This is a genomic window from Kitasatospora sp. NPDC092948, from assembly GCF_044754805.1.
Lineage (GTDB): Bacteria > Actinomycetota > Actinomycetes > Streptomycetales > Streptomycetaceae > Kitasatospora.
The window spans coordinates 730,102-756,235 of record NZ_JBIVPU010000003.1 but is presented as its reverse complement, the minus strand read 5'-3'; the positions used below and the strand labels follow the sequence as shown (position 1 = coordinate 756,235).

The following is a 26,134-nucleotide window of genomic DNA, read 5'->3' as shown; positions in this document are numbered from 1 at the left end:
CCGGGAGACCCCCTCATGACGGTTCTCAACCAGTCCCTCCACGCGCTCGACCCGGAGATCGCCGCCGCGGTCGACGCCGAGCTGCACCGCCAGCAGACCACCCTGGAAATGATCGCCTCCGAGAACTTCGCCCCGGTGGCGGTCATGGAGGCCCAGGGTTCGGTTCTCACCAACAAGTACGCCGAGGGCTACCCCGGTCGCCGCTACTACGGCGGCTGCGAGCACGTCGACGTGGTCGAGCAGATCGCGATCGACCGGGTCAAGGAGCTGTTCGGCGCCGAGCACGCCAACGTGCAGCCGCACTCCGGCGCGCAGGCGAACGCCGCGGCGATGTTCGCGCTGATCCAGCCGGGCGACACCATCCTGGGCCTGAACCTGGCCCACGGCGGTCACCTGACCCACGGCATGAAGATCAACTTCTCCGGCAAGCTCTACAACGTGGCCGCCTACCACGTGGACGAGAAGACCGGCCAGGTCGACATGGCCGAGGTCGAGCGCCTCGCCAAGGAGCACCAGCCCAAGCTGATCATCGCCGGCTGGTCCGCCTACCCGCGCCAGCTGGACTTCGCCGAGTTCCGCCGCATCGCGGACGAGGTCGGCGCCCTGCTGATGGTCGACATGGCGCACTTCGCCGGCCTGGTCGCCGCCGGGCTGCACCCCTCCCCGGTGCCGTACGCGGACGTGGTCACCACCACCACGCACAAGACCCTGGGCGGCCCGCGCGGCGGCGTCATCCTGTCCAAGGCCGAGTTCGCCAAGAAGATCAACTCGGCGGTCTTCCCCGGCCAGCAGGGCGGCCCGCTGGAGCACGTGATCGCCGGCAAGGCGGTGGCCTTCAAGGTCGCGGCCTCCGACGAGTTCAAGGACCGCCAGCGCCGCACCCTGGAGGGCGCGAAGATCCTCGCCGAGCGCCTGCTCCAGGACGACGTGACCGCCTCCGGCGTCTCCGTGCTGTCCGGCGGCACCGACGTCCACCTGGTGCTGGTCGACCTGCGCAACAGCGAGCTCAACGGCCAGGACGCCGAGGACCGCCTGCACGAGGTCGGCATCACCGTCAACCGCAACGCCGTCCCGAACGACCCTCGCCCGCCGATGGTCACCTCGGGTCTGCGCATCGGCACCCCGGCGCTGGCCACCCGCGGCTTCGACGCCGAGGACTTCACCGAGGTCGCCGACATCATCGCGGAGACCCTGAAGCCCGGCTTCGACGCCGAGTCGCTGAAGGCCCGGGTGACGGCGCTGGCCGCCAAGCACCCGCTGTACCCCGAGCTGTAACCCCTCCCCGCGTCCGCCGACATCCGGCGGCCGCCCGGAACCCCCGGGGCACCGCGCACACTGGAAGACGTGCGCGCGGTGCCCCGTTCCATGCGCAGCCCCCGTCCCACCGGACGGACCACTCCACGAGACCAGACAAGGACGTCACCCCGTGGCCATCAGCGTCTTCGACCTCTTCTCCGTCGGCATCGGGCCGTCCTCCTCGCACACCGTCGGCCCGATGCGCGCCGCCCGGATGTTCGCCCGTCGGCTCGCCACCGAAGGAATCCTCGACCAGGTCGCCTCGCTCCGCGCCGAGCTGTACGGCTCGCTCGGCGCCACCGGCCACGGGCACGGCACCCCCAAGGCCGTCCTGCTCGGCCTGGAGAACAACTCCCCGCGCACCGTCGACGTCGACCAGGCCGACCTGGACGTCGAGCGGATCCGCGCCGCCAAGCGGATCAACCTGCTGGGCCGCCACGAGATCGCCTTCGACCCCGACACCGAACTGGTCCTGCACCGCCGCAAGGCCCTGCCCTACCACGCCAACGGCATGGCCCTGTGGGCGTACGACGCCGCCGGCGCCGTCCTCCTCGAAAAGACCTACTACTCGGTCGGCGGCGGTTTCGTGGTCGACGAGGACGCGATCGGCGAGGCCCGGGTCAAGCCCGACGACACCGTGCTGCGCCACCCCTTCCGCACCGGCGAGGAGCTGCTCCGCCTCACCCGGGAGACCGGCCTGTCCATCTCCGGCCTGATGCTGGAGAACGAGAAGGCCTGGCGCACCGAGGCCGAGATCCGGGCCGGGCTGCTGGAGATCTGGGACGTCATGAAGGAGTGCGTCGCCGCCGGCATGGCCCGCGAGGGCATCCTGCCGGGCGGGCTCAAGGTCCGCCGCCGCGCCGCCTCCGCCGCCCGCGCCCTGCGGGCCGAGGGCGTCGGCCCCGGCAACGCGATGGAGTGGGTCACCCTCTACGCGATGGCCGTCAACGAGGAGAACGCCTCCGGCCGCCGCGTGGTCACCGCCCCCACCAACGGCGCGGCCGGCATCATCCCTGCCGTCCTGCACTATTACCTGAACTTCATCCCGGGCGCGGACGAGGACGGCATCGTCCGCTTCCTGCTCGCGGCCGGCGCGATCGGCATGCTCTTCAAGGAGAACGCCTCCATCTCCGGCGCCGAGGTCGGCTGCCAGGGCGAGGTCGGCTCCGCCTGCTCGATGGCCGCCGGCGGCCTCGCCGAGGTCCTCGGCGGCAGCCCCGAGCAGGTCGAGAACGCCGCCGAGATCGGCATCGAGCACAACCTCGGCCTCACCTGCGACCCGGTCGGCGGCCTGGTCCAGATCCCCTGCATCGAACGCAACGGCATGGCCTCCGTCAAGGCCATCACCGCCGCCCGCATGGCCCTGCGCGGCGACGGCCGCCACCACGTCTCCCTCGACAAGGCCATCAAGACCATGAAGGAGACCGGCGCCGACATGAAGATCAAGTACAAGGAGACCTCCCGCGGCGGCCTCGCCGTCAACGTCATCGAGTGCTGACGGCTACGCCGGGCCCGCGCCACCGGACATAGCCAGAAGGTCCCGACCTGAGGGACCATCAGACCCTGGTGGCGTAAGTCCGGACTGTGAGACAATCTCGCTGACGCCTGGAATCCAAAGGTGAAGCGCGACTCAAACCTTGGTTTCGACTTGTTTCAGGCGCAGAAACGTGCGATAGTTATGTGCGCTGGGAGGTACCACCCGGCCACTTCCATCCGGCGACACGCACCCCCTTGGTTGCCGGATGACGCGCAGGGGCCCCGGACCGCGAACAACCGCGGACAGGGGCCCCGCATCGTTTCTTCAGAGGGTTGCAGAGGGTTTCAGAGGGTGGCGGCGGACCGATCCCTGGTCCGGACTTCGAACCAGACGCCCTTGCCGCGTGGCAGCAGGTCCGCCCCCCAGCGGTCGGAGAGTTCGTCGACGACGCGCAGGCCGTGCCCGTTCTGGTAGCGGCCGGTCTCGGGGGCGAGGATCAGGCAGGGCATCGCCCGCGAGGAGTCCCGGACTTCGATCCGCAGCCAGCCGGGGCGTCGGACCAGCTTGAGGCCGATCATCCGCCCGCCGGCGTGGCGCACGGCGTTCGCGACCAGTTCGCCGGTGAGCAGCTCCCCCACCTCCAGCAGGTGGGGGAGGTTCCAGGACTCCAAGACCGAGAGCACCAGTCGCCGCGCGACCCCGGCCGACTCCGGGCGGGAGGGCAGTCGCACCTCCTCGCCGGCCTCCGGATCGCCGAGCACGCCGAGAAAGGCCCGCTCCATTTCGTCCGCGGTCATCCGTTCCAGTTCGGCGAGCACCACCGCGGCGCCGACTCCTGACGAGCCGTCACCGCGCGTGTCGACCGATGGAAGTGCCCGTTCCGCTTCGCCCCATCCCGCCATGGGGCCCATCATTGCGGAACGTGGGCGGCCGCGTACGGACAATGAGCAAACGATCACGGCTCATTTGGCATATGCCGTCAGCAACCGAACAGCCGCCCGACGGTCACCACTGCGACCAGGCGAGGTTCCAACCGCCCAGACCGTTGACCGGATCGACCACCGGTCCGCGGGAGTTGACCACCGTGACCACGTCTCCGACCAGCGTGGAGGCGTAGAACTTGCCCGCCGGGCTGCTCGCGCTGCCACCCTGGGTGTCGGTCAGGCCGATGCACCCGTGGCTGCCGTTGGAGCGCCCGATCACGCTGCCGCTCCAGTAGTTTCCGTGCACGTAGGTGCCGGTGTCGGTCAACCGGAGGGCATGCGGAACCACCAGATCGTATTCGTCCCCGGAACCCGACTTGGTGACGCCGGCGGACGTCATCCGGGTGGTGCCCTCGGCCGCCTCGACCACCATGGTGCCGTTCCAGGTGTCGTAGCCGGGCTTGCCCGCGGTGAACGCGATGGAGTCGGTCTGCTGGCCGTCGCGGACCACCGTCATCCGGTGGGTGTTGATGTCGGCGGTGGAGATCTGGGAGCGGCCGATGGTGAACGGCTCGTCCTTGTCGATGCCGCCGTACACGCCCGGGGCGGTCTCCACGTCCTTGAGCTTGTAGTGGATGGTGACCTTGGTGTTGGGGTTCCAGTACTTCTCGGGGCGGAAGTCCAGCCGCTTGTCGTTGAACCAGTGCCCCTTGACGACGGTGCCGTCGGCCGCCTCGAAGGCGATGCCGGCCAGCACCGCGTCCTTGTTCTTCACCGCCCGGTCGAACCGGACCGAGACGATCATGCCGACGCCGTACTCGCCGTTGTCGGCGACGTTGTCGCTGACGCCCGCCTCCTTCGCCGGAGTCAGGGTGTTGAAGGTGGAGCGCGCGTTGGCGACCACGCCCTGCGCGTCCTCGGCGAGCGCGTCCACCGTGTAGGCGGTGGAGACCTTGAGGTTGCCGGTCGGCGCCCACGAGGCGCCGTCGGCGGCCAGGGCGCCCTGTACCTCGACCCCGTCGGGGCCGGTGACCTTGACCGAGGTCAGCTTGCCGCCGGTGGCGGACACCTTGACCTCGCCGGTCGGCTTGACGTCGGTGGCGCCGTTGGCGGGTTCGATGGCGATGGTCGCGGCCGACACGGTCGGCTTGGCCGAACTGGCGGCGGCCTTCGGGCTGTCGGCCTTCGCCGTGTCCGTGCTGCACCCGGCCGTGGCCATCAGTACCAGAGCGCCTGCGAGCGCACCCACCGCGTAACCCCCGCGTATAGCCTTCACGTTCCGCTCTCCCCACACACCTGCCTGTCGGCTGACAGGTCTTTCGGTTGATATGACGGGTCGACAGCGGAAAACGTTGCGAGGCGGCGTGTCCCGGTACGGTCACGAACGGACGACGGCCCGGCGATCGGAATCGCCGGGCCGTCGTGCCGAGTTGAGCGTCTCGGCTACCACTTGCTCCACGGGATGGTCCAGCCGCTCAGGCCGTTGTCCCCGGAGACGGTCTTGCCCACCGAGTTCACGACCTTGACCACGTCGCCGACCATCGAGGTGTTGAAGAACTTGCCGGCCGTCGAGCTGTCGCTGCCGCCCTTGGCGTCCGCGATGCCGATGCAGCCGTGGCTGGCGTTCGCGACGCCGAACGAGCTGCCCCAGTAGTTGCCGTGCACGTAGGTGCCGGAGGAGGTCAGTCGCATCGCGTGCGGCACGTCCGGGACGTCGTACTCGTCGCCCTTGATGTTGGACACCGTGGCGGAGTTCATCCGGGTCATCTTCTCCTTGGAGGAGATCACCATGGTGCCGTTCCAGGACGGGTTCTGGTCGTTGCCGGCGGTGATCGGGATCACCTGGCTGTCGCTGCCGCCGTGCGAGACCGTCATCTTGTGGGTCGCGGCGTCCACCGTCGAGACCTGGTAGCGGCCGATGGTGAACGGCTCGTCCTTCTCGACGTCGCCGTACACGCCGGGCGAGACCTCGACGTTCTTGAGCCGGTACTTGACGGTCACCTTGGTGCCCGGCTTCCAGTAGTTCTCCGGCCGGAAGTCCAACCGGGAGGAGCCGAACCAGTGGCCCTTGGCCACCGTGCCGTCCGAGCCCTCGACGGTGATGCCGGCCAGCACCGCGTCCTTGTTCTGGATCGCCTTGCTGAAGTTCACCGAGACGATCATGCCGACGCCGTACTGGCCGTTGTTGGCGATGTTGTCGTTGGTGGCGACCTTCTTGGCCGGCGTCAACGTGGTGAAGGTGGTGGTGGAGGCGGCCACCAGGCCGGCCGAGTCCACCGCCTGCGCGTTCACCGTGTACGTGGTGCCGACCGCCAACTGCTCGCTGGGCTTCCAGCTCAGGCCGTCGGCGGCTATCTCGCCGGCCACCGCCTTGCCGTCCTTGTCGGTCACCGCGACCGTGGTCAGCTTGCCGCTGGCCACCGCCACCTGCAGACCGTCCTTGGGGGCCACGTCCGCCGCCCCGTCGCCGGGAGTGATCGACAGCTGAGCGGTCGACACCTTCGGCGTCGCGTCCGCCGCGGCTCCGGAGCCACCGCCCTTGGCGTCGGTCGAACCACCGCCGCCGCCGCTGTTGCAGGCCGTGCCGAGCAGCAGGACGCCGCCCACCAACAGGGCTGCCGCGGCCCGACGCGCCCTCCGCCCGCTCCCGACCAGGACTGTTCCGGCCTCGGCCTTCTGATCCGCCTTCACCGCGCTGCTCCCCTCCAGGTATCCACAGCGATACACGTGTGACGCCCGGAATCGGTTCCGCCGGGTCGGATGCGCTCACCGCGCTCCCGATCGTCTCGGGCGTGCGCGGGGGCAAGGATAACCGGCGAAGCTGAGTGAATCTTCGGAGGGAGCCGGGTGCCGGTTCAGTGAACTGCTGCGGGCCTCCCGACCGTCCACTGCGCCCACGGGAGGTTCCAGCCGTTCAGGCCGTTGTCGGGCGAGACCTGGTCGCCGTGCGAGCCCTGCACCTCGATCACGTCCCCCACCAGGGTGTGCCGCCAGAGCCAGGCCGCCGGGGTGTTGGCGCTGCCGCCCTTGCTGTCGGCCAGGCCGATGCAGCCGTGGCTGGTGTTGGCGGCCCCGAACACGGCGCGGTCGGACCAGTAGTTGCCGTGCACGAAGGTGCCGGAGGTGGTCAGCCGCAGCGCGTGCGGGACGTCCTTGATGTCGTACTCGTCGCCGAGGCCGACGGTCTCCGAGTTCATCCTGGTCTCCTCGAAGCGCTCGGAGACCACCATGGTGCCCAGGTAGGTGGTGTGCTCGGGGCTGCCGCCGCTGACCTCCAAGGTGCGGATCAGGTGCCCGTCCTGCTGGACCGTCATGACGTGCCGGTCCAGGTCCACGGTGGCGATCAGCGAGCGGCCGACGGTGAAGTGGACGTCCTTCTGCTGGGTGCCGAGGAAGCCGTGCGCGCCCTCCACGCCCTTGAGCCGCAGCCCCAGGGTGACCTTGGTGCCGGGCGGCCAGAATCCGTGCGGGCGGAAGTCGAGGCGCTGGTCGCCGAACCAGTGGCCGGCGATCTCCAGCGGCGGGTCGGCGGTGACGGCGACCGCCCCTTCGACGGCGGCGCGGTTCTCCACCGGGCGGGAGAAGCGCAGCGAGACCGGCATGCCGACGCCGACGGTGGAGCCGTCCTCGGGGGTGAAGAAGGCGACGAAGGTGTGCTCGGGCGGCACCGTGGCGAACCCGGCGTGCTGGACGGCGCGCAGCCCGGCGGCGTCCTCGGCGATCACGTCGAGGGTGTAGGCGGTGGCGGTGTCGAGCCGGCTGTCGGGCGTCCAGCCGGCGGCGTCGCCGGTGAGGGTGCCCGGCACCGTGGCGCCCTTGTCGCTGGTCAGCCGGACCTCCAGCAGGCGGCCCTCGGTGACCGCCACCCTGACGCCGTCCACCGCCACGCCCTGCGCGCCGTCGGCGGGGCTGACCGCGAGCTGGGCGCGGGAGACCGGCGGGCCGGAGCCGAACAGGCCGGTGCAGCCGGTCAGCAGGACCAGTCCGGCGGCGGCCGCCCACCGTGCCCAGAGCCGTACCGCGGTGTGCATGCCGTCCTCCCGCTGCCGTGCGAAACCACCCGATGCCGGGCACAACGACCGATCGCGGCTCCCGGACACGACCGGATGGTTTCCCCACCCGGCTCCGCCGGGCACAGGATTGGTCACGGTGCGTCACGAACCCCGTCGCGGGGTGACGCGCGCCGTCGTGCAGGGAACAACCGGAAGAACGGGGACGGGCCCCCGAATGGCTGGGAGGGTCGCCATGACGGCGTGGCAGGAGCTGGGTACGGGCACCTCCCGGGCGGCGCGAGCGGCCGCCCGGCTGAACGGCTCGGCGCCCCGGACCGCCCCGGAACCGCCCTGGCCGGGCAGCTGGCAGCCGCTCGGGGCCCGGTTCCGCGCCGACGACGAGGGCGGCCGGGGCACCAACTTCGCGCTCTGGGCGCCCGGCGCGGAGGCCGTCGACCTGTGCCTGTTCGACGAGGACGGCCGGGAGAGCCGGCACCGGCTGACCGAGCAGACCTACCAGACCTGGCACGGCTACCTGCCCGGCGTGCTGCCCGGCACCCGCTACGGCTTCCGGGTGCACGGCCGGTGGGACCCGTGGACGGGCGCCCGGTTCAACCCGGCGAAGCTGCTGCTCGACCCGTACGCCCGGGCCGTCGACGGCGGCTGCACCACGCACGACGCGGTGAGCTCGGCGGTCCGCAACTGGCCGGAGCGGGACGTCGCCGACACCGTCCGCGACGACCGGGACTCGGCGCCGTACGTGCCCAGGGCCGTGGTGGTGCACGACACCGACGACTGGTACGACGACCGGCGCCCGAAGACGCCGTGGGCCGAGACGGTGCTGTACGAGCTGCACGTGCGCGGCTTCACCATGCGCCACCCCGACGTCCCGCCGGAGCTGCGCGGCACCTACGCGGGCCTGGCGCACCCGGCGGCGATCGCGCACCTGACGGGGCTGGGCGTGACGGCGGTGGAGCTGCTGCCGGTCCATCACCACGTCAGCGAGGACCACCTCCAGGAGCGCGGCCTGGTCAACTACTGGGGCTACAACACGCTGGGCTTCTTCGCCCCGCACGCCGGCTACTCGTCGTCCGGCAGCCGGGGCCAGCAGGTCGGCGAGTTCAAGCGGATGGTGCGGGCGCTGCACGCGGCGGGCATCGAGGTGATCCTCGACGTGGTGTTCAACCACACCGCCGAGGCGGGGGTGATGGGCCCCGCGCTGTCCTTCCGCGGCATCGACAACGCCGGCTACTACCGGCCGGACCGCTCGCGCCGCGGCTACGCCGACTACACCGGCTGCGGCAACACCCTGGACACCCGCCGCCCGCAGGTGATCCGGCTGATCACCGACTCGCTGCGCTACTGGGTGGCGGAGATGGGCGTGGACGGCTTCCGCTTCGACCTGGCGGCGGCGCTGGCCCGCGGCAGCGACGCGGTGGAGATGGAGCACCCGTTCCTGGCCGCGGTGTCGCAGGATCCGGTGCTCAGCCGGGTGAAGCTGATCGCCGAGCCGTGGGACGTCGGCCCGGGCGGCTACCAGGTGGGCGGCTTCCCCCCGCTGTGGGGCGAGTGGAACGACCGCTACCGGGACACCGTGCGGGACTTCTGGCGCGGCGCCCGGCCGGACGTGCGCGAGCTGGCCACCCGGATCGCCGGCTCCTCCGACCTGTACCAGCGCGGCGGCCGACGCCCCTACGCCTCCGTCAACTACATCACCTCGCACGACGGTTTCACCCTGCGCGACCTGGTCTCCTACGACCGCAAGCACAACCTGGCCAACGGCGAGGACAACCGGGACGGCACCGACGACAACCGGTCCTGGAACCACGGCGCGGAGGGCGACACCGCCGACCCGGCGATCCGCGGGCTGAGGGTGCGTCAGCTGCGCAACCTGCTGACCACGCTGCTGCTGTCCAGTGGCGTGCCGATGCTGACGGCCGGCGACGAACTGGGCCGCACCCAGCGCGGCAACAACAACGCCTACTGTCAGGACAACGAGATCGGCTGGCTGGACTGGTCGCTGCTGGACGACCCGCAGTGGCGCTCGCTGGCCGAGCTGACGGCCCGGCTGATCCGGCTGCGCCGGGCCCACCCGGTGCTGCGGCAGCGGGCGTTCTTCTCCGGCCGCCCCGCCGGGCCGGACGGCCTGCGGGACGTGAGCTGGCTCGCCCCGGACGGGCAGGAGATGACCGAGGCGGACTGGTTCGCCCCGACCCGCGCGCTGGCGCTGCGGCTGTCCGGCAGTGCGATGGCCGAGCGCGACCAGCGCGGCCGCCCGGTGCACGACGACGACTTCCTGCTGCTGCTGAACGCCGGCCCCGGCCCGCGGCGCTTCGTCCTGCCCGGCCCGCACCGCCCGCTGATCGACACCGCCCTGGCCGGTCCGCCGGAGCCGGACCCGGTCGCCGAGGTGACGCTGACCGGCCGCTCGGCGATGCTGCTGACGGCATGACGGAGGGCCCGGTCTCCCGGGCCCTCCGAAGGTTCGACCGTCAGACCCGGTCGGCGACGATCATCAGGTAGTGGAAGCTGCCTTCCTTGTACGCCGTCAGGAACGGGTCCTCGATGCCGGTGGCCACCGAGGACTGGGCGCGCAGCTCCCAGTACGGGATGGTGTCGGCGGTCAGGTCGACCACGCTGATCGGCACCAGGTTGTTCGCGGCCAGCGCCTTGAAGTACTGGCTGCGCGGGTGGATGTTGCAGATGTAGTGCTCGTCGATCCGGCTGACGGCCTTGGACCGCAGGCCCATCACGTCGTTGGAGCAGCCGGTGATGCAGACGTAGCGGCCGCCGGGGGCGAGCAGGCGGGAGAACTCGCCGAACGCCTCGAAGAGGTCCACGTACATGGTGGTCTCGTTGGTCCAGATCGCCCGGCGGGAGGCGGTCTCGAAGCCGGTGTCCAGCATGTTGCGGAAGTGGAAGCGGACCCGGTCGGCGATGCCGCGCTCGTGCGCCTGGCCGTTGGCGAACGCCACCTGCTGCTCGGAGATGGAGACGCCGTCGACCTCGCAGCCGAACCGCAGGTTGGCCATGATGCTGGTGCCGCCGCGGCCGGAGCCGGCGTCCAGCAGGGCGTCGGTGGGCGCGATGTCGCCGAGGTGGTCGAGCAGCACGTCGGCCTGGGCGGTCTCCAGCCGGTGCATCTCCTTGATCATGCGTTCGTCGCGGGTCTCGTCCGGGCCCTCGAACACCGAGGGGTCGACCGGGCCGAGGCCGTAGTGGTGGTGGTAGAGGCCGTCGACCTCACCGAGCTTGATGTTGACCGGGTCCTTCTCCAGGTTCCAGTAGTTGGCGACCGACTTCTGGAACGCGGTGCGCAGCACGCTGGTGGCGCTCGGGACGGCGGTGGTGGTCATGTACGGATTGCTCCTCAACTGGCGGTGGACGTGGGTCAGTCGGTCTGGTAGCGGGCGCTGCCCGCATGCCACTCGCGGTTGCCGCCGACCCAGGCCCAGGTGCCGGCCAGGAAGCGGCGCAGCTCGGGCGAGCCGGTCAGGGCGAGGGCGGAGGCCTCGGCCTCGAAGGTGTGCATCAGTTCGTCGTGCACCGCCACGCTCTGCTCGACGGCTTCCTCCAGCGAGCAGCCCTCCTCGGTGGCGATCAGCATCGGCAGGCTGAAGTCGCTGGGGTCTTCCTTGCCCATCGAGTACAGGTCGTTCATCAGCACGGTGGCGGTGCCGGCCAGGGTGAAGGCGCGGCGGACCGCGGGGTCGGCGAACTCGGCCTGCGGGACTTCGTAGCCGGCGATCGCGTCGACCAGCACCATGCACGGGATGAAGGAGTTCTCGTGACGGTGCATCAGGTACTCCCACACCGGCGGGCGGTGCCCGCTGGTGTGCCACATGCCCTCCTGGCCGTACGCCACGAACATGATCGCCAGCTCGTGCCGCAGCCGCCGGACCTGGTTCCAACTGGCGTACCCGGCCAGGCCGTCCAGCGCGGAGCGGAACGCCTTGGCAACCGGGTCGCGCTGGATGTGCTCCTCCAGCTGGGGGGCGTAGCGGCGCGGCAGGTGGGCCTGGTCGATGGTGGAGTGGCAGATGGCCAGGCGCTGGCCGAGCACCTCGTACTGGGGTTCCTCGACCTCGGCGTCGACGATGTGGTCGTCCACCGACCACTCGGCCAGGCCGCACTTGGCGGCGGCGAGCAGCCGGTCGGGGTCGTCGGTCTCGGGGTGGCCGAGCATCATCAGCCGGCCGAAGTTGGCCTTGCGCAGCATGTCGGTGCGGCCGGGGTAGATGCCGATTCCCTCGGCCCATTCGATCAGCCGCTCGTTGACCAGGTCGCCGAGCGCCGGGTCGTCGCGCACCGCGGGCGGGCAGTACAGCGCGGGCGCCTTGCCGTTGGTGATCGGCCGGGCCCGGGGGGCGTCCCGGACGATGTCGTCGGTCGCCCCGGTGGACTGGTTCGGGACGGTCGGACGGTGCGTCAGCAGGCCGCTGGTGCCGAGTCCGGTGGGGCCGGGGGCGTGCCAGGTGAGCCGTTCGGGGGCGGGTCGCCCGGGGTCGGTGAGGATGGCGGAGACCAGCGCCGCCAGCTCGTGGGTGCCGTTGGGGGCGGCGAGCGTCCGGGAGAGCAGTGAGGGCATGTCGGTCGTCTTTCGGCGTGGGGGCGGTCAGGACCGGGGGTGGTCGACCTCGACGTTCTCCAGCACGCCCAGCGCGTCGGGGACCAGGATCGCGGCGGAGTAGTACGCGGAGACCAGGTAGTTGACGACGGCCTTCTCGTCGATGCCCATGAAGCGGACGTTCAGGCCGGGCTCGACCTCGTCGGGGATGCCGACCTGGGTGAGGCCGACCACGCCCTGGTTGTGCTCGCCGGTGCGCATCGCGAGGATCGAGGTGCTGCCGCCGCGGACCGGGATCTTGTTGCAGGGCAGCAGCGGGACGCCGCGCCAGGCGGGCACCCGGTGGCCGTGCACCTCGGCGGTGGAGAAGTACACGCCGCGCCGGTTGGCCTCCCGGCCGAACGCGGCGATCGCCTTCGGGTGCGCGAACATGAACTCGGTGTCGCGGCGCATCGCGAGCAGCTCGTCCAGGTCGTCGGGGGTGGGTGCGCCGGCGTGGGTCTGGATCCGCTGGTCGAAGGCGCAGTTGGAGAGCAGCCCGAATTCCGGGTTGTTGACGATCTCGTGCTCCTGGCGCTCGCGGAGCGCCTCGATGGTCAGCTGCAGCTGTTCCTGGGTCTGGTCCATCGGCTGGTTGTAGAGGTCGGCGACCCGGCTGTGCACCCGCAGCACCGTCTGGGCGACGCTCAGCTCGTACTCGCGGGGCCCGAGTTCGTAGTCCACGAAGGCGGTGGGGAGCGCGAACTCGCCCTCGTGGCCGGCCGACATGTCGATCCGGGCCTCGCCGTGCGGGTTCTGCGCGGCGGCCTGCCCGGCCTGGAACACGGCGATCTGCGCCTGGAGGGCCGGGGAGCGGTCCACGATCTCCTGGAAGGCCGGCCAGGACAGCGACATGGCGGTGCCCGCGGTGGCGGCCTTCACGGTGTACGGCCAGTTCCCGTCGGCGATGTTGAGCGCCTCGTCGCCGATGTGGTCGCCGTCGGCGTGCACGGCGATCACCGTCTCGTCGCCGTACTTGCCGGTGCCGATCCGCTCGACCTTGCCGTGCGCGATCAGGAACACCTCGGTGATCGGGGTGCCCTCCTGGACCAGCACCTCGCCGGCGCTGAAGCCGCGCTGGACGAAGCGGCCGGCGAGCTCGTTCAGCACCGCGAGGTCGTCGAAGCCGCGCAGCACCGGGACTTCGGTCAGGGTGGGCCCCGCCACCTTGACCTCCCGGCCGGTCTGCACGAAGGACACCCGGCCGCGGCCGATCGCGTGGGACAGCCGCCGGTTGACCCGGTAGGTGCCGGCCGAGACCTGGACCCAGGGCAGCTTGCGCAGCAGCCAGCGTGAGCTGATCTCCTGCATCTGCGGCTTGGACTTGGTCGTGGTGGCGAGGTTGCGCGCCGCCGCGGTGCTCAGGCTCTGCTGCTTCGCGTCCTGGGCTTCGGGGGCGTGCTCGGTCTCGACCGACATGCTGGTTCTCCTGCGCTGCTCAGGTGATCCACCGCGATCACATCGGCCAGATCAGACACCGTGGGGGCAGGGGGCCTGCAAGCAGGCGCTCGGGGTGTGTCGATCGACCGAAGTGCGCCCCTTGCGCCGGTTCACACCCGGTGTGCGCCCCTGCCCCGGGGGGCTTCCGACCATGGCGCGCGACGCCCGGGGCGGCCCGAACGGCGCAACGGGGAGCACCGCCATTCGGGTTGACGCCCTGTCCGGCCTGGCCGGATCTCACCGACAGGGGCAAAAAAGCGGATGAGAAATGTCAGTGCCTGTGCCTACCCTCTCGGCGATGGCCGAGAACCAGAACCCCGCTCCGCCCACCCCCGCGGAATCGAACACTCCGTCAACCGGCGACACCGGAAGTTCACCCGAATCGGTACCCCGATCGCCGGTGCGCTCCCTGCTGCGCCTGTGGCCGTACGCCCGCGAGGCCCGCTGGCGGATCTTCGGCTCGATGGCCGCCGCCGGGCTCGCCTCGCTCAGCGTGCTGGCCGTGCCGATCGTCCTGCGCGCCATCGTGGACGGGCCGGTCGCCCACCACGACCTGGCCGGGCTGTGGCCGCTCGCCGTCGTCCTGCTGGTGCTCGGCCTCGCCGAGGCCGGCCTGTTCGGCGTCCGCCGGATCATCGTGGCCCGCCCGCTGGCCAAGGTGGAGACCAGGCTGCGCGGCGACCTGTTCGCCAAGCTGCAGCGGCTGCCGATCTCCTTCCACGACCGCTGGCCGTCCGGGCAGCTGCTCTCCCGGGCCACCTCGGACCTGTTCGTGATGCGGCTGTTCCTGGCCTTCCCGCTGGTCTTCCTGGTGGTCAACTCCACCGTCTTCCTGACCGGCACCGCGCTGATGTTCACGCTGGACTGGCGGCTCGCCCTGATCACGCTGATCCCGGCGATCCCGCTGATGATCTACACCCGCCGCTTCGAGGCCGGCTACTCGGCCGCCTCCCGGCTCGCCCAGGACCAGAACGGCGACCTGGCCACCGTGGTCGAGGAGTCGGTGCTCGGCATCCGCATCCTCAAGGCCTTCGGCCGCCACCGCACCATGGCCGAGGAGTTCCGCCGGCACAGCGCCGACCTGCGCGACACCGAACTCCGCAAGGCCGGTCTGCTCGGCAACCTGTGGGCGGTCATCGTCGGCCTGCCCGAACTCGCCCTCGGCGGCGCCATCGCCACCGGCGTCGTGCTGGTCGCCCACGACGAACTCTCGGCCGGCACCCTGGTCGCCTTCCTCTCCACCGCGCTCGCCCTGCGCTGGCCGGTCGAGTCGCTCGGCTGGCTGCTCGGCTTCGCCGCCGAGGCCGCCAGCGCCGCCAACCGGTACTTCGAGGTGATGGACGAGCCGGAGCCCGCCGATCCGCCGTCCGGCAACGCCCCCGCGGACGACCGCGGCATCCGGTTCACCGGCGTCCGCTTCCGCTACCCCGACGCCCCCGCCGGCACCCCCGACCTGCTGGGCGGCATCGACCTGCACATCCGCCCCGGCGAGACGCTCGCCCTGGTCGGCGCCACCGGCAGCGGCAAGACCACCCTCACCGCGCTGCTCCCCCGCCTGTACGACCCCACCGCCGGGTCGATCACGCTGGACGGCACCGACATCCGCGACCTGCCGCGCGAGGACCTGCGCCGCAAGGTCGCCGTCGCCTTCGAGGACCCCACCCTGTTCTCCGCCACCGTCCGCGAGAACGTCCTGATGGGCGCCCCGAACGCCGACCGGCAGCGCCTCGCCCGCGCCCTGGACGTCGCACAGGCCGGCTTCGTCGAACGGCTCCCCGAGGGCCTGGACACCGAGGTCGGCGAACAGGGCCTGAGCCTGTCCGGCGGCCAGCGCCAGCGCCTCGCGCTGGCCCGCGCCGTGGTCGGCGAGCCCCGCTTCCTGGTCCTGGACGACCCGCTGTCCGCCCTCGACGTGCACACCGAGGCGCTGGTGGAACGCGCCCTGCGGCAGGTCCTCGCGGACACCACCGCGCTGGTGGTCGCCCACCGCCCGTCCACCGTGCTGCTGGCCGACCGGGTCGCGCTGCTCGCCGACGGACGGATCACCGCCGTCGGCACCCACCAGGAACTCCTGCAGTCCTCTCCCGCCTACCGGGCCCTGATGTCCGGCGAACCCGAACTGGAAGGGGCCCTGGCCCGATGACCACCGCCGTCGCGGAACCCGCCGTCGAGGACGACGACCTGCTCCCCGCGGCCGAGGACGACCAGGACATCCCCGTCCCGCCCGGCGCCCCGCGCGCCCTGCTCGGCTCGCTGCTCGCCCCGCACCGCCGCCGGATCGTCGTCGCCGTGCTCGCCGTCCTGGTCCAGCAGGCCGCCCTGCAGGCCGGGCCGCTGCTGGTCGCCTACGCCATCGACCGCGGCATCCCCGCCCTGCGCGGCCACGACTCCGGCCCGCTGATCGCCGTCACCGCCGCCTACCTCGGCTGCGCTCTGGTCGCCACCCTGCTGCAACGTTCCTTCATCCGGCTCGCGGCCCGGATCAACCAGGACATCCTGCTGGACCTGCGCGGCCGGATCTTCAAGCACGCCCAGCGGCTCAGCCTGGACTTCCACGAGCGCTACACCTCCGGCCGGATCATCTCCCGCGCCACCAGCGACGTGGACACCCTGCGCGAACTCCTCTCCGAGGGCCTGCAGGAACTCCTGATGGTCTGTCTGTCCGTCGGCTACATCACGGTGGTCCTCGTCCTGATGGACTGGCGCCTGGGCCTGGCCGCCCTGGTGTCCTTCCTGCCGATGTACCTGATCATCCGGTCCTTCCGGCGCCGCTCCCAGCAGGTCTACCGCCGCTCCCGCACCGTCACCGCCGGGCTGATCGTCCGCTTCACCGAGACCATGAACGGCATCCGCCCGGTCCAGGCGTTCCGCCGCGAATCCGCCAACAACCGGGCCTTCGACGCCCTCAACCAGCAGTCCGCCACCGCCACCGCGGACGGCCTGCTGGAGATGGCCCGGTACGTCTTCCTGTCCCGGATGACCGCCAACACCTGGATCACCGGCGTGGTCGTCCTCGGCGCCCTGCTGGTCAGCGACGGCAGCCTCGAACTCGGTGTGCTCACCGCCTTCGTGCTCTACCTGCGCCGGCTCTACGACCCGATCGACCAGCTGGCGATGTTCCTGAACAGCTACCAGTCGGCCGCCGCCGCACTGGAGAAGATGGCCGGCCTGCTCGCCCACGAGCCCTCCGTCCCCGAGCCCGCCGAGCCCGCCCCGCTGCCCGCCGCGTCCGGCAAGGGCCGCGAAGTCGCCTTCCGCGAAGCCCGGTTCGCCTACGCCAACGGCAAGGAGATCCTGCCCGAGTTCGACCTCGTCCTCCCCGCCGGACAGACCACCGCCGTGGTCGGCGCGACCGGCGCGGGCAAGTCCACCCTGGCCAAGCTGCTCGCCCGCTTCTACGACCCCACCGCCGGCGCCATCACGCTGGACGGCGTCGACCTCCGCGACCTCGCCACCGCCGACCTGCGGGCCAACGTCGTGATGGTCACCCAGGAGTCGTTCCTGTTCTCCGGCACCGTCGCCGAGAACATCGCCGTCGGCAAGCCGGACGCCACCCGCGCCGAGATCGAGGCCGCGGCCCGCGCGATCGGCGCCCACGAGTTCATCGCCGCCCTCCCCGACGGCTACGACACCGACGTCCGCAAGCGCGGCGGCCGCATCTCCGCCGGCCAACGCCAACTCGTCGCCTTCGCCCGCGCCCTGCTGGCCGACCCCGCCGTCCTGATCCTCGACGAGGCCACCTCCTCCCTCGACGTCCCCGGCGAACAGGCCGTCCAGCACGCCATGCGGACCGTCCTGGCCGGCCGCACCGCCGTGATCATCGCCCACCGCCTCTCCACCGTCGAGATCGCCGACCGCGTCCTCGTCATGGACCAGGGCCACATCGTCGAGGACGGCACCCCGGCCGCCCTCATCGCCGGCGAAGGCCGCTTCGCGACACTCCACCAGACCTGGAAGGACAGCCTGGTGTAGGAGGGTGCGAACCCAGGAGGCTCACCACCAGGTGCCCCCACGAGCCCCTGGTGGTGCCCCCCCGACGTCAGAGCGTCCCGAGCACGGTAGTCACTCTTTCCTCCCGGCTCCCCCGCACTTCGATCCACCGCTGGCCGGAGGCACTGAGCACCTCGCGGAAGCGCCCGGTCATCCACTCCCGCAGGTGCTCCCCGTCCCGCAGCCCGTCGTCCTCGAACGCGACCCCTTCGTGCGAGGTCAGTACGTACAGCTCACGGCGGGCCTGCCCGGCTGCCGCCGCCCAGGTCTCCGGCTCGGTGCGACCGCAGTAGCGTTCCTCCCACACCGCCGTCGCCAGCAGGTCGGTGTCGCAGATCAGCACCGGCCCGCCGGCCCGCGCCGCGCGCTCCTCCGCCTCCGCCTGCCGCTTCCGGACCAGCGCGAAGTCCCGGTCGTCCCACTCCAGTTGATCGACGGTCGGCGCGGGCGCCCCGGCCATCGCCGCCCGCCCCCGCGCGGCGGCGAGCTTCGCCGCGGTGAGCTCCCGCCCGTACTCGGCGACCCACCCGGTGAGCGCGTGCGCCCCGCCGCGCGAGCGCATCGCGTGGGCGAGGTCGAGCGAGAGCGTGGTGGTCCCGGTGGATTCCGCGCCCAGGACGACCACCCGGCGGGTGAGCCCGGCCCGGACGGCGGGTTCGAGGTCCGCCCAGTGCGCGGCCGGATCGGCTCGCACCTCGGTGCCGGAGACCGGGAAGGTGGCCCGGTCCACGTCGAGCACCACGGGTGCGGCGTCGAAGCGGCGGGCGAGTTCGTAGCCGTAGTCTTCGGAGGAGAACACCGCGTCGATCGTCTCGCCGGCGCGCAGCGCGCCGCGCATCAGGGCGACATGGCCGTCCCAGATCTCCGGGTCGTCGTAGTCGACGGGGATGTTGTCGACGGTGCCGACCACCCGTACGTGCGTCTCGGCCTGCCAGACCTCGCGGATCCAGCGGACCCGGTCGGCGAGCGGGATCGTCTCGCTGTCGGCGGCCATCACCACCACGGTGACCTGCTCGGCGGCGTCCGCGGCGCTGCGGATCAGGAAGTGGTGCCCGGCGTGCGGCGGGTAGAACTTGCCGATCACCAGCGCGTGTCGGAACAGGCTCATGCGGCCACCGCCGGCCGGGCCGGGCGGACGCCGAGTTCGCGCCGCCAGGTGCGCAGGCCGTACAGGCACAGGCCGAGGAACAGCACGTAGACGGCGGCGGTGGGGTACAGCCCCTTCGAGACGTACAGCGGTATGTAGATCAGGTCGGCGGCTGTCCACAGGTACCAGTTCTCGATCCGCTTGGTGTTCAGCAGCCACTGCGCGGCGAGCGAGAGCGCGGTGGTGAGCGCGTCCCAGAACGGTGCGGTGTCGTGAACGGCCGTCAGCAGCCAGGTGAGCAGCCCGGTGGCGGGTATCACCGCACCGATCGCGATCCCGATGGCGCGCGGTCCGCCGCTTCGGACCACCAGCCGTTCGCCGTCGGCGCCGCGGCGCAGCCACTGCCACCAGCCGTGGGCGGCGAGGACCAGGAAGACGATCTGGAGACCGGCGTCGGCGTAGAGGCCGGCGGCGCCGAAGACCACCAGGAAGAACCCGTTGTTGGCGATGCCGACCGGGAAGGTCCACACGTTGGTCCGCACCGTCAGCCATACGCATATCGCGCCGGTGACGAACCCCAGCCACTCCGTCCACTCCATGTGTGCCCTCCTCCAGGCTTTGCGTCGGAGTGACGATAACCGGTCGCACCCGCCCCCACAAGGGCTTTTCCAGTGGGCCGGCGACAGCGGACCGTGCGATGGATCGCACCCGGCGCGACTCCCCCGGCCGGGGGCGGCCGACGCGACCCCCGTGTCCGGACCGGCTCCGGGGCGGCGTCCAACTCTCCGCCGGCGCCGACGACTTCACCGTCACCTGACACCCCGTCGGACCCGGCACTCCACCGGGGCCCGACCCGCCCCGGGTGCACCGGAAATCGATCGACCGGCTCCGCCCACCGACACTAGCCTCGGCCCATGGACGACCCGACCGCCGGCCGTGCCGGCCCCCCGGATGCCCGCAGCCCGCTCCGCTTCCTGTGGTGGCTGGTCCTCAGCCAGCGCCGCCGCTCGCTGGCGGGCACGTTCTACGGCACCACCTGGATGCTCGGGCTGACCGTCCAGCCCTACCTGCTCTCCCGTGCCATCGACGACGGCCTGCGGCCGGGCCGGCCGGGAGTGGTGCTCGGCTGGGCGGCGGCGATGCTCGGCTTCGGGCTGCTGAACCTGCTGCTGGCCTGGTGGCGGCACCGCACCATGACGCTGGTCCGCAACGACGCGTCGTTCCGCACCATCGGCGTGGTGCTGCGGCACAGCGTGCGGCTCGGCGCGGCGCTGCCCCGCCAGGTCTCGGCCGGCGAGGTGGTCACCATCGGCATCTCCGACGTGTCCCGGATCGCCATGGCGCTGACGTTCATCGGGCCCGGCGTGGGCGCGCTGGTCTGCTACCTGACGGTCGCCGCGATCCTGCTCACCCTCTCCCCGCTGCTGGCCCTGGTGGTCCTGCTCGGACTCCCCGTCCTCGCTCTGACGCTCCGGCCCCTGATAGCCCGTCAGCAGACCGCCGAGAGCCGTTTCCGCGACCACCAGGGGCGACTGACCGCCCGGTTCGAGGACCTGGCGGGCGGGCTGCGGGTGCTGAACGGCCTGGGCGGCAAGGACGTGTACGCGGCCCGCTACCGGGCCGACTCCCAGGCGGTCCGCGCCGAGGGCTACCGGGTCGGCGCGGCGGTCAGCTGGATCCAGGCACTCGGCGGCGGACTTCCGGTGGTGCTGCTGGCCGCCGTCACCTGGCTCGGCGCCCGGCTCGCCGCCGAAAGCGAGTTGACGCCGGGTCAGCTCGCGGCGGCGTTCGCGTACGCCGCCGTGCTGGTGGCCCCGGTGTACTTCCTGATCGAGAACAGCCAGGACATCGGCCGCGCCCTGGTCTGCGCCCGCCGGGTCACCGACTTCCTCAACCTGGCCCCGGACCCGGACCTCGGAAGCGTCCGACCCCCGTCGGCCGCCGTCGAGTTGGTCGACCACGAGTCGGGGGTCCGGCTCACCCCCGGCGAGCTGACGGTGCTCGCCGCGGCCCGGCCCGCCGACACCGCCGCCGTCGCCGAACGCCTCGCCCGGCTCACCCCCGCCACCACGGCCGACTGGGGCGACACCCCGCTCACCGACCTGCCGCTGACCGAGGTCCGGGCCCGGATCGCCCTCGCCGAGAACGAGGCCGCCCTGTTCGCCGGCACCCTGCGGGAGACCGTCCGCGGCCGCACCGACGCCCCCGACGACGCCCTGCACGCCGCGCTGGAGGCCGCCGCCGCCCTCGACGTGCTCGGCTCGCTCGGCGGCCGGCTCGACGCCCCGATCGCCGCCGACGGCCGCAACCTGTCCGGCGGACAGCGCCAACGCCTGCGCCTGGCCAGGGTGTTGACCGCCGAACCGGACGTCCTGCTGGCCGTCGAACCGACCTCCGCGGTGGACGCCCACACCGAGGCCGCGATGGCCGCCGGACTGCGCGCCGCCCGGACCGGCCGCACCACCGCCCTCACCAGCACCTCCCCGCTGCTGCTCGACCAGGCCGACACCGTGCACTACCTGGTGGACGGCAAGGTCGCCGCCACCGGCACCCACCGCGAACTGCTCCGCACCCAGCCCGGCTACCGCGCCCTGGTCACCCGCGGCGCCGACTCCCGCACCGAGGCGGCCAAGTGAACCTGCTGCCGATCGCCACCGCCCGCCAGGTCCGCCGGGCCGCCGCCCGACTGGTCCGCGAGGACGGCCGGGCCTTCACCGTCGTCCTCGCCCTCAACGGCCTCGCCGCGCTGCTCGGCCTGGCCGGGCCCTGGCTGCTCGGCCGGATCATCGACCGGGTCACCTCCGGCGGCACCACCGCCGACATCGACCGCCTCGGCCTGCTGCTCCTCGGCTGCGCCACCGCCCAGATCCTGACCAACCGCCAGGCGCTGTACCTGGCCCACCGGTTCGGCGAACGGGCCGCCGCCCGGGTCCGTGAACAACTCCTCGACCGGGTCCTCGCCCTGCCCGCCGCCACCGCCGAACGCGCCGGCACCGGCGACCTCACCTCGCGCGGCACCACCGACGCCACCACCGTCGGCGAAACCCTCCGGGACGCCGCGCCGGAACTCTTCGTGGCCGCCGCCCAGACCCTGTTCGTGCTCGGCGCGATCATCACCGTCAGCCCCCTGCTGGGCAGTTGCGGACTGCTCGGCGTCGTCGGCATCTCCCTCGGCGCCCGCTGGTACCTGCGCCGCGCCCGCCCCGCCTACCTCGCCGACCGGGCCGCCAACGCCGGCCTCGCCGAGACCCTCTCCGCCACCGCGAACGGCGCCCGCACCGTCGACGCCCTCGGGCTCCAGCAGCAGCGCCTCGACACCGGCGACCGGGCCATCGACACCGCCGACCGCGCCCGGCGGCGCACCCTGCACCTGCGGCTGCGCTTCTTCGCCGTCATCAACCTCTCGTACACCCTGCCGATGGTCCTGGCCCTCCCGCTCGGCGCCGTGCTGGTCGCCCACCACACCGTCACCCTCGGCGCGGCCGTGGCCGCCGTGCTCTACCTGCGGCGCATCGAAGAACCCCTCGACACCATCGTCGTCCTGCTCGAATCCGTGCAGAGCAGCACCGCCGCGTACGCCCGGGTCGAGGGCCTGGCCGCCGCGCCGGCCCCCGCCCCGACCGCCGACCGCGAACCCGCCGACGACCGGATCCGGGTCACCGGCGTCCGCTACGCCTACCCGGACGGGCCCGACGTGCTGCACGGCCTCGACCTCGACCTGCGCCCCGGCGAACGGCTCGCCGTGGTCGGCCCGTCCGGCTCCGGCAAGACCACCCTCGGCCGCCTCCTCGCCGGCATCGACCGGCCCCGCACCGGCGCCGTCACCGTCGGCGGCGTCCCGCTCGCCGACCTCTCCCCCGAGCGGCTCCGCCGTCAGGTCGTGCTGGTCACCCAGGAGCACCACGTCTTCCTCGGCACCCTCCGCGACAACCTGCGGATGGCCGCACCCGACGCCGACGACCCCGCCCTCACCGCCGCGCTCGACGCCGTCGGCTGGCGCCACGACCTGCCCGACGGCCTCGACACCGACCTCGGCCCCGCGAATCGCCTGGACGGCGCCCAGGCCCAGCAACTCGCCCTCGCCCGCGTCATCCTGGCCGACCCGCACACCCTGATCCTCGACGAGGCCACCGCCCTCCTCGACCCCACGGCCGCCCGCAACACCGAACGCGCCCTCGCCGCCGCCCTCACCGGCCGCACCGTCATCGCCATCGCCCACCGCCTCCACACCGCCCACGACGCCGACCGGGTGGCCGTCCTCACCCACGGCCGCCTCACCGACCTCGGCCCCCACGAGACCCTCGTCCTGACGGACGGCCCGTACGCGAGGCTCTGGAACTCCTGGCAAGGGTGAGCAGCGGGCTCACCACCAGGGGCTCGGGGGAACGGCGGGGCCGTGTCCGCGGAGGGCCGACAGGGCGCTCGGCGTTCCGCCGTTCCTGGTCCCTGTCTTGAGGCCCGCCGCCGCCATGCCCAACCGCTGTCCCCGACCGCCGGCAACAGGACCTCGCCGTTCCCCGAGCCCCTGAATGTCCTCACCGGAGCACGCCGGCCTCCAGACCGCCCAGCTCCACCGGCACCGCCACCAGCCCCAGTTCCGCGATCGAGGCCAGGCCGGCGTGGGCCGGGAGGACGCGGACCGTGTAGCCGAACGGGCCCGTCCGGGAGAGTTCCAGGTAGCCCTCGTAGCGCTGGCGTCCTTCCAGGTCCGGCCCGCCCACGGCCGGCTTCAGGGCCAGGGTGGTCGCCTCGGAGATCCGGTCGCTCTCGTCGACCCGCCCGGAGACGACCTGCACCTCGACGTCCTCGGGCCCGAGTCGGCCGAGCGCGACCTGCACCCGCAGGGCCAGCGTCGCGCCCAGCTCCTGCGCCTCGCCGACCCCCTCCGCCTCGACGTGCTCGACCCGCACCGCCGGCCACGCCTCGCGGACCGTCGCCTTCCAGCTCGCCAGCGCTTTCGCGCCGGCGTAGTCGGAGGCCGTTCCGGCCAGCCGTCGGCGTGCGCCCGCCGCCGGGACATAGAGCCGTTCCACGTACTCGCGGACCATCCGCCCGGCGAGCACCTTGGGGCCCAGCGTCACCAGGGTGTGCCGGACCATGGAGATCCACCGGTGCGGCAGCCCGTCCGCGGCGCGGTCGTAGAAGCGGGCGGCGACCTGGTTCTCGATCAGGTCGTAGAGCGCGGCGGCCTCGATGTCGTCGCGCCGTTCGGCCTCCCGGCTCTCCGGGTCGAGGACGCCCTCGCCGGTGCCGCCGTCGGCGGTGGGGATGGCCCAGCCGTTCTGGCCGTCGTACCACTCGTCCCACCAGCCGTCGAGGATGGAGAGGTTGAGGCAGCCGTTCAGCGCGGCCTTCATGCCGGAGGTGCCGCAGGCCTCCAGCGGGCGCAGCGGGTTGTTCAGCCAGACGTCGCAGCCGGGGTAGAGGGCCTTGGCCATCGCCATGTCGTAGTCGGGCAGGAAGACGATCCGGTGCCGCACGGCCGGGTCGTCGGCGAAGGCGACGAGTTGCTGGATGAGCCGCTTGCCGCCGTCGTCGGCGGGGTGCGCCTTGCCGGCGACGACGATCTGCACGGGCCGTTCGGGGTGCAGCAGCATGGCGCGCAGCCGGGCGGGGTCGCGGAGCATCAGGGTGAGCCGCTTGTAGGACGGGACGCGCCGGGCGAAGCCGATGGTGAGGACGTCGGGGTCGAGGACCGTTCCGGTCCAGCCGAGTTCGGCGTCGCCGGCGCCGCGCTGCTGCCAGGAGGCGTGCAGCCGTTGCCGGGCCTCGTCGACGAGTTGGGCGCGCAGGGTGCGGCGCAGTTCCCAGACTTCGGCGTTGCCGATCCGCTCCAGGCCGGTCCACTGGCCGGTGGTGCCGACCGCCATGGCCTCCTCGGCGCGTTCCTGGCCGATCTCGGTGGCGCCGAGCCGGACCACGGCGGGGTCGATCCAGGTGGGGGCGTGCACGCCGTTGGTGATCGAGGTGATCGGGACTTCGGGCGCGTCGAAGCCGGGCCACAGACCGCGGAACATCTCGCGGCTGACGGCGCCGTGCAGGGTGGAGACGCCGTTGGCGCGCTGGGCGAGCCGCAGGCCCATCGCGGCCATGTTGAACAGCTTGGGGTCGCCGCCGGCCCAGCTCTCGGCGCCGAGTGCGAGCACCTGGTCGACCGGGACGCCGGGGAGTGCGGCGTCGCCGCCGAAGTGGCGGGCGACGAGGTCCCGGTCGAAGCGGTCGATGCCGGCCGGGACGGGGGTGTGGGTGGTGAACACGGTGCCGGCCCGGACGGCTTCCAGCGCGTCGGTGAAGCCGAGGTCGGGGTGGGCGGTGGTGAGTTCGGCGATCCGCTCCAGGCCGAGGAAGCCGGCGTGGCCCTCGTTGGTGTGGAACACCTCGGGTTCGGGGTGGCCGGTGAGCCGGGCGTAGGTGCGGACGGCGCGGACGCCGCCGATGCCGAGCAGTATTTCCTGCAGCAGCCGGTGTTCGCTGCCGCCGCCGTACAGCCGGTCGGTGACGTCGCGTTCGGCGGGGTTGTTGGCCTCGATGTCGGAGTCGAGCAGCAGCAGCGGGACCCGGCCGACCTGGGCGCGCCAGACCTGGGCGGCGAGGGTGCGGCCGCCGGGCAGCGCGAGGTCGATCCGGCAGGGGGTGCCGTCGGCCTCGCGGAGCAGGGTGACGGCGAGCGCGTGGGGGTCGAGCAGGGGGTAGCGCTCCTGCTGCCAGCCGTCCCGGCTGAGCGACTGCCGGAAGTAGCCGTGGCGGTAGAACAGGCCGACGCCGATGATCGGGACGCCGAGGTCGGAGGCGGCCTTGAGGTGGTCCCCGGCCAGGATGCCGAGGCCGCCGGAGTACTGCGGGAGGGCGGCGGCGATGCCGTACTCGGGCGAGAAGTAGGCGATGCCGGCGGGAGCCCCGTCCTCGGGGCCGGTGTCGCTCTGGTACCAGCGCGGTCCGGTGAGGTAGTCGCGCAGGTCGTCGGCCAGGTCGCCGAGCCGGCGCAGGAACCGCCGGTCGCCGGCCAGGGCGGCCAGCCGGGCGGCGGGGACTTCACCGAGCAGTCGGACCGGGTCCTCTCCGACGGCGGCCCAGACGTCCGGGTCGACGGAGCGGAACAGTTCCCTGGTCTCGGGGTGCCAGGACCAGCGGAGGTTCAGCGCGAGCTCGTGCAGTGGCTGCAGTTGTTCGGGCAGGACGGTGCGGACGGTGAACCTTCGGATTGCCTTCACGGCTTGAAGCGTAGACCCGTTCGCGCGCCTGACGAGGCGTCAACTTGCGGTCACCACACCCGTTCGGAGCAGCGTTGAGATCGTTCCGGGCGCGTGGTGGCAAATCCCGGCG

General features: G+C 72.3%; 17 protein-coding genes. 7 read left to right on the top strand and 10 right to left on the bottom strand.

Annotated elements, in window-relative coordinates:
• Positions 1 to 15 precede the first annotated feature (15 nt).
• Positions 16 to 1,275, top strand: a complete 1,260-nt coding sequence (gene glyA, locus ACIQF6_RS12880; protein WP_400893636.1) for a serine hydroxymethyltransferase — start codon at positions 16 to 18, stop codon at positions 1,273 to 1,275.
• A gap of 151 nt (positions 1,276 to 1,426) precedes the next feature.
• Positions 1,427 to 2,794: an L-serine ammonia-lyase gene (locus ACIQF6_RS12875; RefSeq protein WP_400893634.1), complete on the top strand. Its 1,368-nt coding sequence runs from the start codon at positions 1,427 to 1,429 to the stop codon at positions 2,792 to 2,794.
• A gap of 323 nt (positions 2,795 to 3,117) precedes the next feature.
• Here the strand turns inward: ACIQF6_RS12875 and ACIQF6_RS12870 are convergent, their stop codons facing one another.
• The 4 genes from ACIQF6_RS12870 to ACIQF6_RS12855 all read right to left on the bottom strand — a co-directional run bounded on the left by ACIQF6_RS12870 (position 3,118) and on the right by ACIQF6_RS12855 (position 7,727).
• Entirely contained in the window at positions 3,118 to 3,594 is a 477-nt protein-coding gene (locus tag ACIQF6_RS12870; protein WP_400893632.1) for an ATP-binding protein, read from the bottom strand.
• Between the two features lie 184 nt (positions 3,595 to 3,778).
• Entirely contained in the window at positions 3,779 to 4,945 is a 1,167-nt protein-coding gene (locus ACIQF6_RS12865; RefSeq protein ID WP_400893630.1) for an Ig-like domain-containing protein, read from the bottom strand.
• 194 nt (positions 4,946 to 5,139) lie between these two features.
• Positions 5,140 to 6,387: an Ig-like domain-containing protein gene (locus tag ACIQF6_RS12860; RefSeq protein WP_400893628.1), complete on the bottom strand. Its 1,248-nt coding sequence runs from the start codon at positions 6,385 to 6,387 to the stop codon at positions 5,140 to 5,142.
• A gap of 164 nt (positions 6,388 to 6,551) precedes the next feature.
• The gene (locus tag ACIQF6_RS12855) at positions 6,552 to 7,727 is read right to left on the bottom strand and encodes an Ig-like domain-containing protein (protein WP_400893626.1); all 1,176 of its coding nucleotides are present in this window, start codon (positions 7,725 to 7,727) and stop codon (positions 6,552 to 6,554) included.
• Between the two features lie 214 nt (positions 7,728 to 7,941).
• Between ACIQF6_RS12855 and glgX the strand changes: the two genes are divergently transcribed.
• Positions 7,942 to 10,140 carry a glycogen debranching protein GlgX gene (gene glgX, locus ACIQF6_RS12850; RefSeq protein WP_400893624.1) on the top strand — a complete coding sequence of 733 codons (2,199 nt, stop codon included), beginning with the start codon at positions 7,942 to 7,944 and terminating at the stop codon, positions 10,138 to 10,140.
• 40 nt (positions 10,141 to 10,180) lie between these two features.
• Here glgX and ACIQF6_RS12845 read toward each other — a convergent pair whose 3' ends face one another.
• The 3 genes from ACIQF6_RS12845 to ACIQF6_RS12835 are packed head-to-tail and all read right to left on the bottom strand — an operon-like array spanning position 10,181 to position 13,713.
• Positions 10,181 to 11,044 carry a geranyl diphosphate 2-C-methyltransferase gene (locus ACIQF6_RS12845; RefSeq protein ID WP_400893622.1) on the bottom strand — a complete coding sequence of 288 codons (864 nt, stop codon included), beginning with the start codon at positions 11,042 to 11,044 and terminating at the stop codon, positions 10,181 to 10,183.
• A 35-nt stretch (positions 11,045 to 11,079) separates the two neighbouring features.
• Positions 11,080 to 12,276, bottom strand: a complete 1,197-nt coding sequence (locus ACIQF6_RS12840) for a family 2 encapsulin nanocompartment cargo protein terpene cyclase (protein WP_400893620.1) — start codon at positions 12,274 to 12,276, stop codon at positions 11,080 to 11,082.
• Between the two features lie 27 nt (positions 12,277 to 12,303).
• Positions 12,304 to 13,713 (bottom strand): family 2B encapsulin nanocompartment shell protein, encoded by a 1,410-nt coding sequence (locus ACIQF6_RS12835; protein WP_400893618.1) that lies wholly within the window; start codon positions 13,711 to 13,713, stop codon positions 12,304 to 12,306.
• A 319-nt stretch (positions 13,714 to 14,032) separates the two neighbouring features.
• Between ACIQF6_RS12835 and ACIQF6_RS12830 the strand changes: the two genes are divergently transcribed.
• Both ACIQF6_RS12830 and ACIQF6_RS12825 read left to right on the top strand, forming a co-directional pair.
• Positions 14,033 to 15,877 (top strand): ABC transporter ATP-binding protein, encoded by a 1,845-nt coding sequence (locus ACIQF6_RS12830; protein WP_400893616.1) that lies wholly within the window; start codon positions 14,033 to 14,035, stop codon positions 15,875 to 15,877.
• Positions 15,874 to 17,706 carry an ABC transporter ATP-binding protein gene (locus ACIQF6_RS12825; RefSeq protein WP_400893614.1) on the top strand — a complete coding sequence of 611 codons (1,833 nt, stop codon included), beginning with the start codon at positions 15,874 to 15,876 and terminating at the stop codon, positions 17,704 to 17,706. The genes ACIQF6_RS12830 and ACIQF6_RS12825 overlap by 4 nt, the downstream gene beginning before the upstream one ends.
• A gap of 67 nt (positions 17,707 to 17,773) precedes the next feature.
• On the opposite strand, the gene ACIQF6_RS12820 is transcribed toward ACIQF6_RS12825, so the two are convergent.
• Positions 17,774 to 18,832: an AAA family ATPase gene (locus tag ACIQF6_RS12820; protein ID WP_400893612.1), complete on the bottom strand. Its 1,059-nt coding sequence runs from the start codon at positions 18,830 to 18,832 to the stop codon at positions 17,774 to 17,776.
• Positions 18,829 to 19,410, bottom strand: a complete 582-nt coding sequence (gene pnuC, locus ACIQF6_RS12815; RefSeq protein WP_400893610.1) for a nicotinamide riboside transporter PnuC — start codon at positions 19,408 to 19,410, stop codon at positions 18,829 to 18,831. Before pnuC ends, ACIQF6_RS12820 begins: the two co-directional genes overlap by 4 nt.
• 315 nt (positions 19,411 to 19,725) lie before the next feature.
• Between pnuC and ACIQF6_RS12810 the strand changes: the two genes are divergently transcribed.
• A complete protein-coding gene (locus tag ACIQF6_RS12810; protein WP_400893608.1) occupies positions 19,726 to 21,447 on the top strand; it encodes an ABC transporter transmembrane domain-containing protein in 1,722 nt (573 codons plus the stop codon).
• Positions 21,444 to 23,165 (top strand): ABC transporter ATP-binding protein, encoded by a 1,722-nt coding sequence (locus tag ACIQF6_RS12805; RefSeq protein WP_400893605.1) that lies wholly within the window; start codon positions 21,444 to 21,446, stop codon positions 23,163 to 23,165. The genes ACIQF6_RS12810 and ACIQF6_RS12805 overlap by 4 nt, the downstream gene beginning before the upstream one ends.
• Positions 23,166 to 23,346: 181 nt before the next feature.
• Here the strand turns inward: ACIQF6_RS12805 and glgP are convergent, their stop codons facing one another.
• Positions 23,347 to 26,022 (bottom strand): alpha-glucan family phosphorylase, encoded by a 2,676-nt coding sequence (gene glgP, locus ACIQF6_RS12800; RefSeq protein ID WP_400893603.1) that lies wholly within the window; start codon positions 26,020 to 26,022, stop codon positions 23,347 to 23,349.
• Positions 26,023 to 26,134 lie beyond the last annotated feature (112 nt).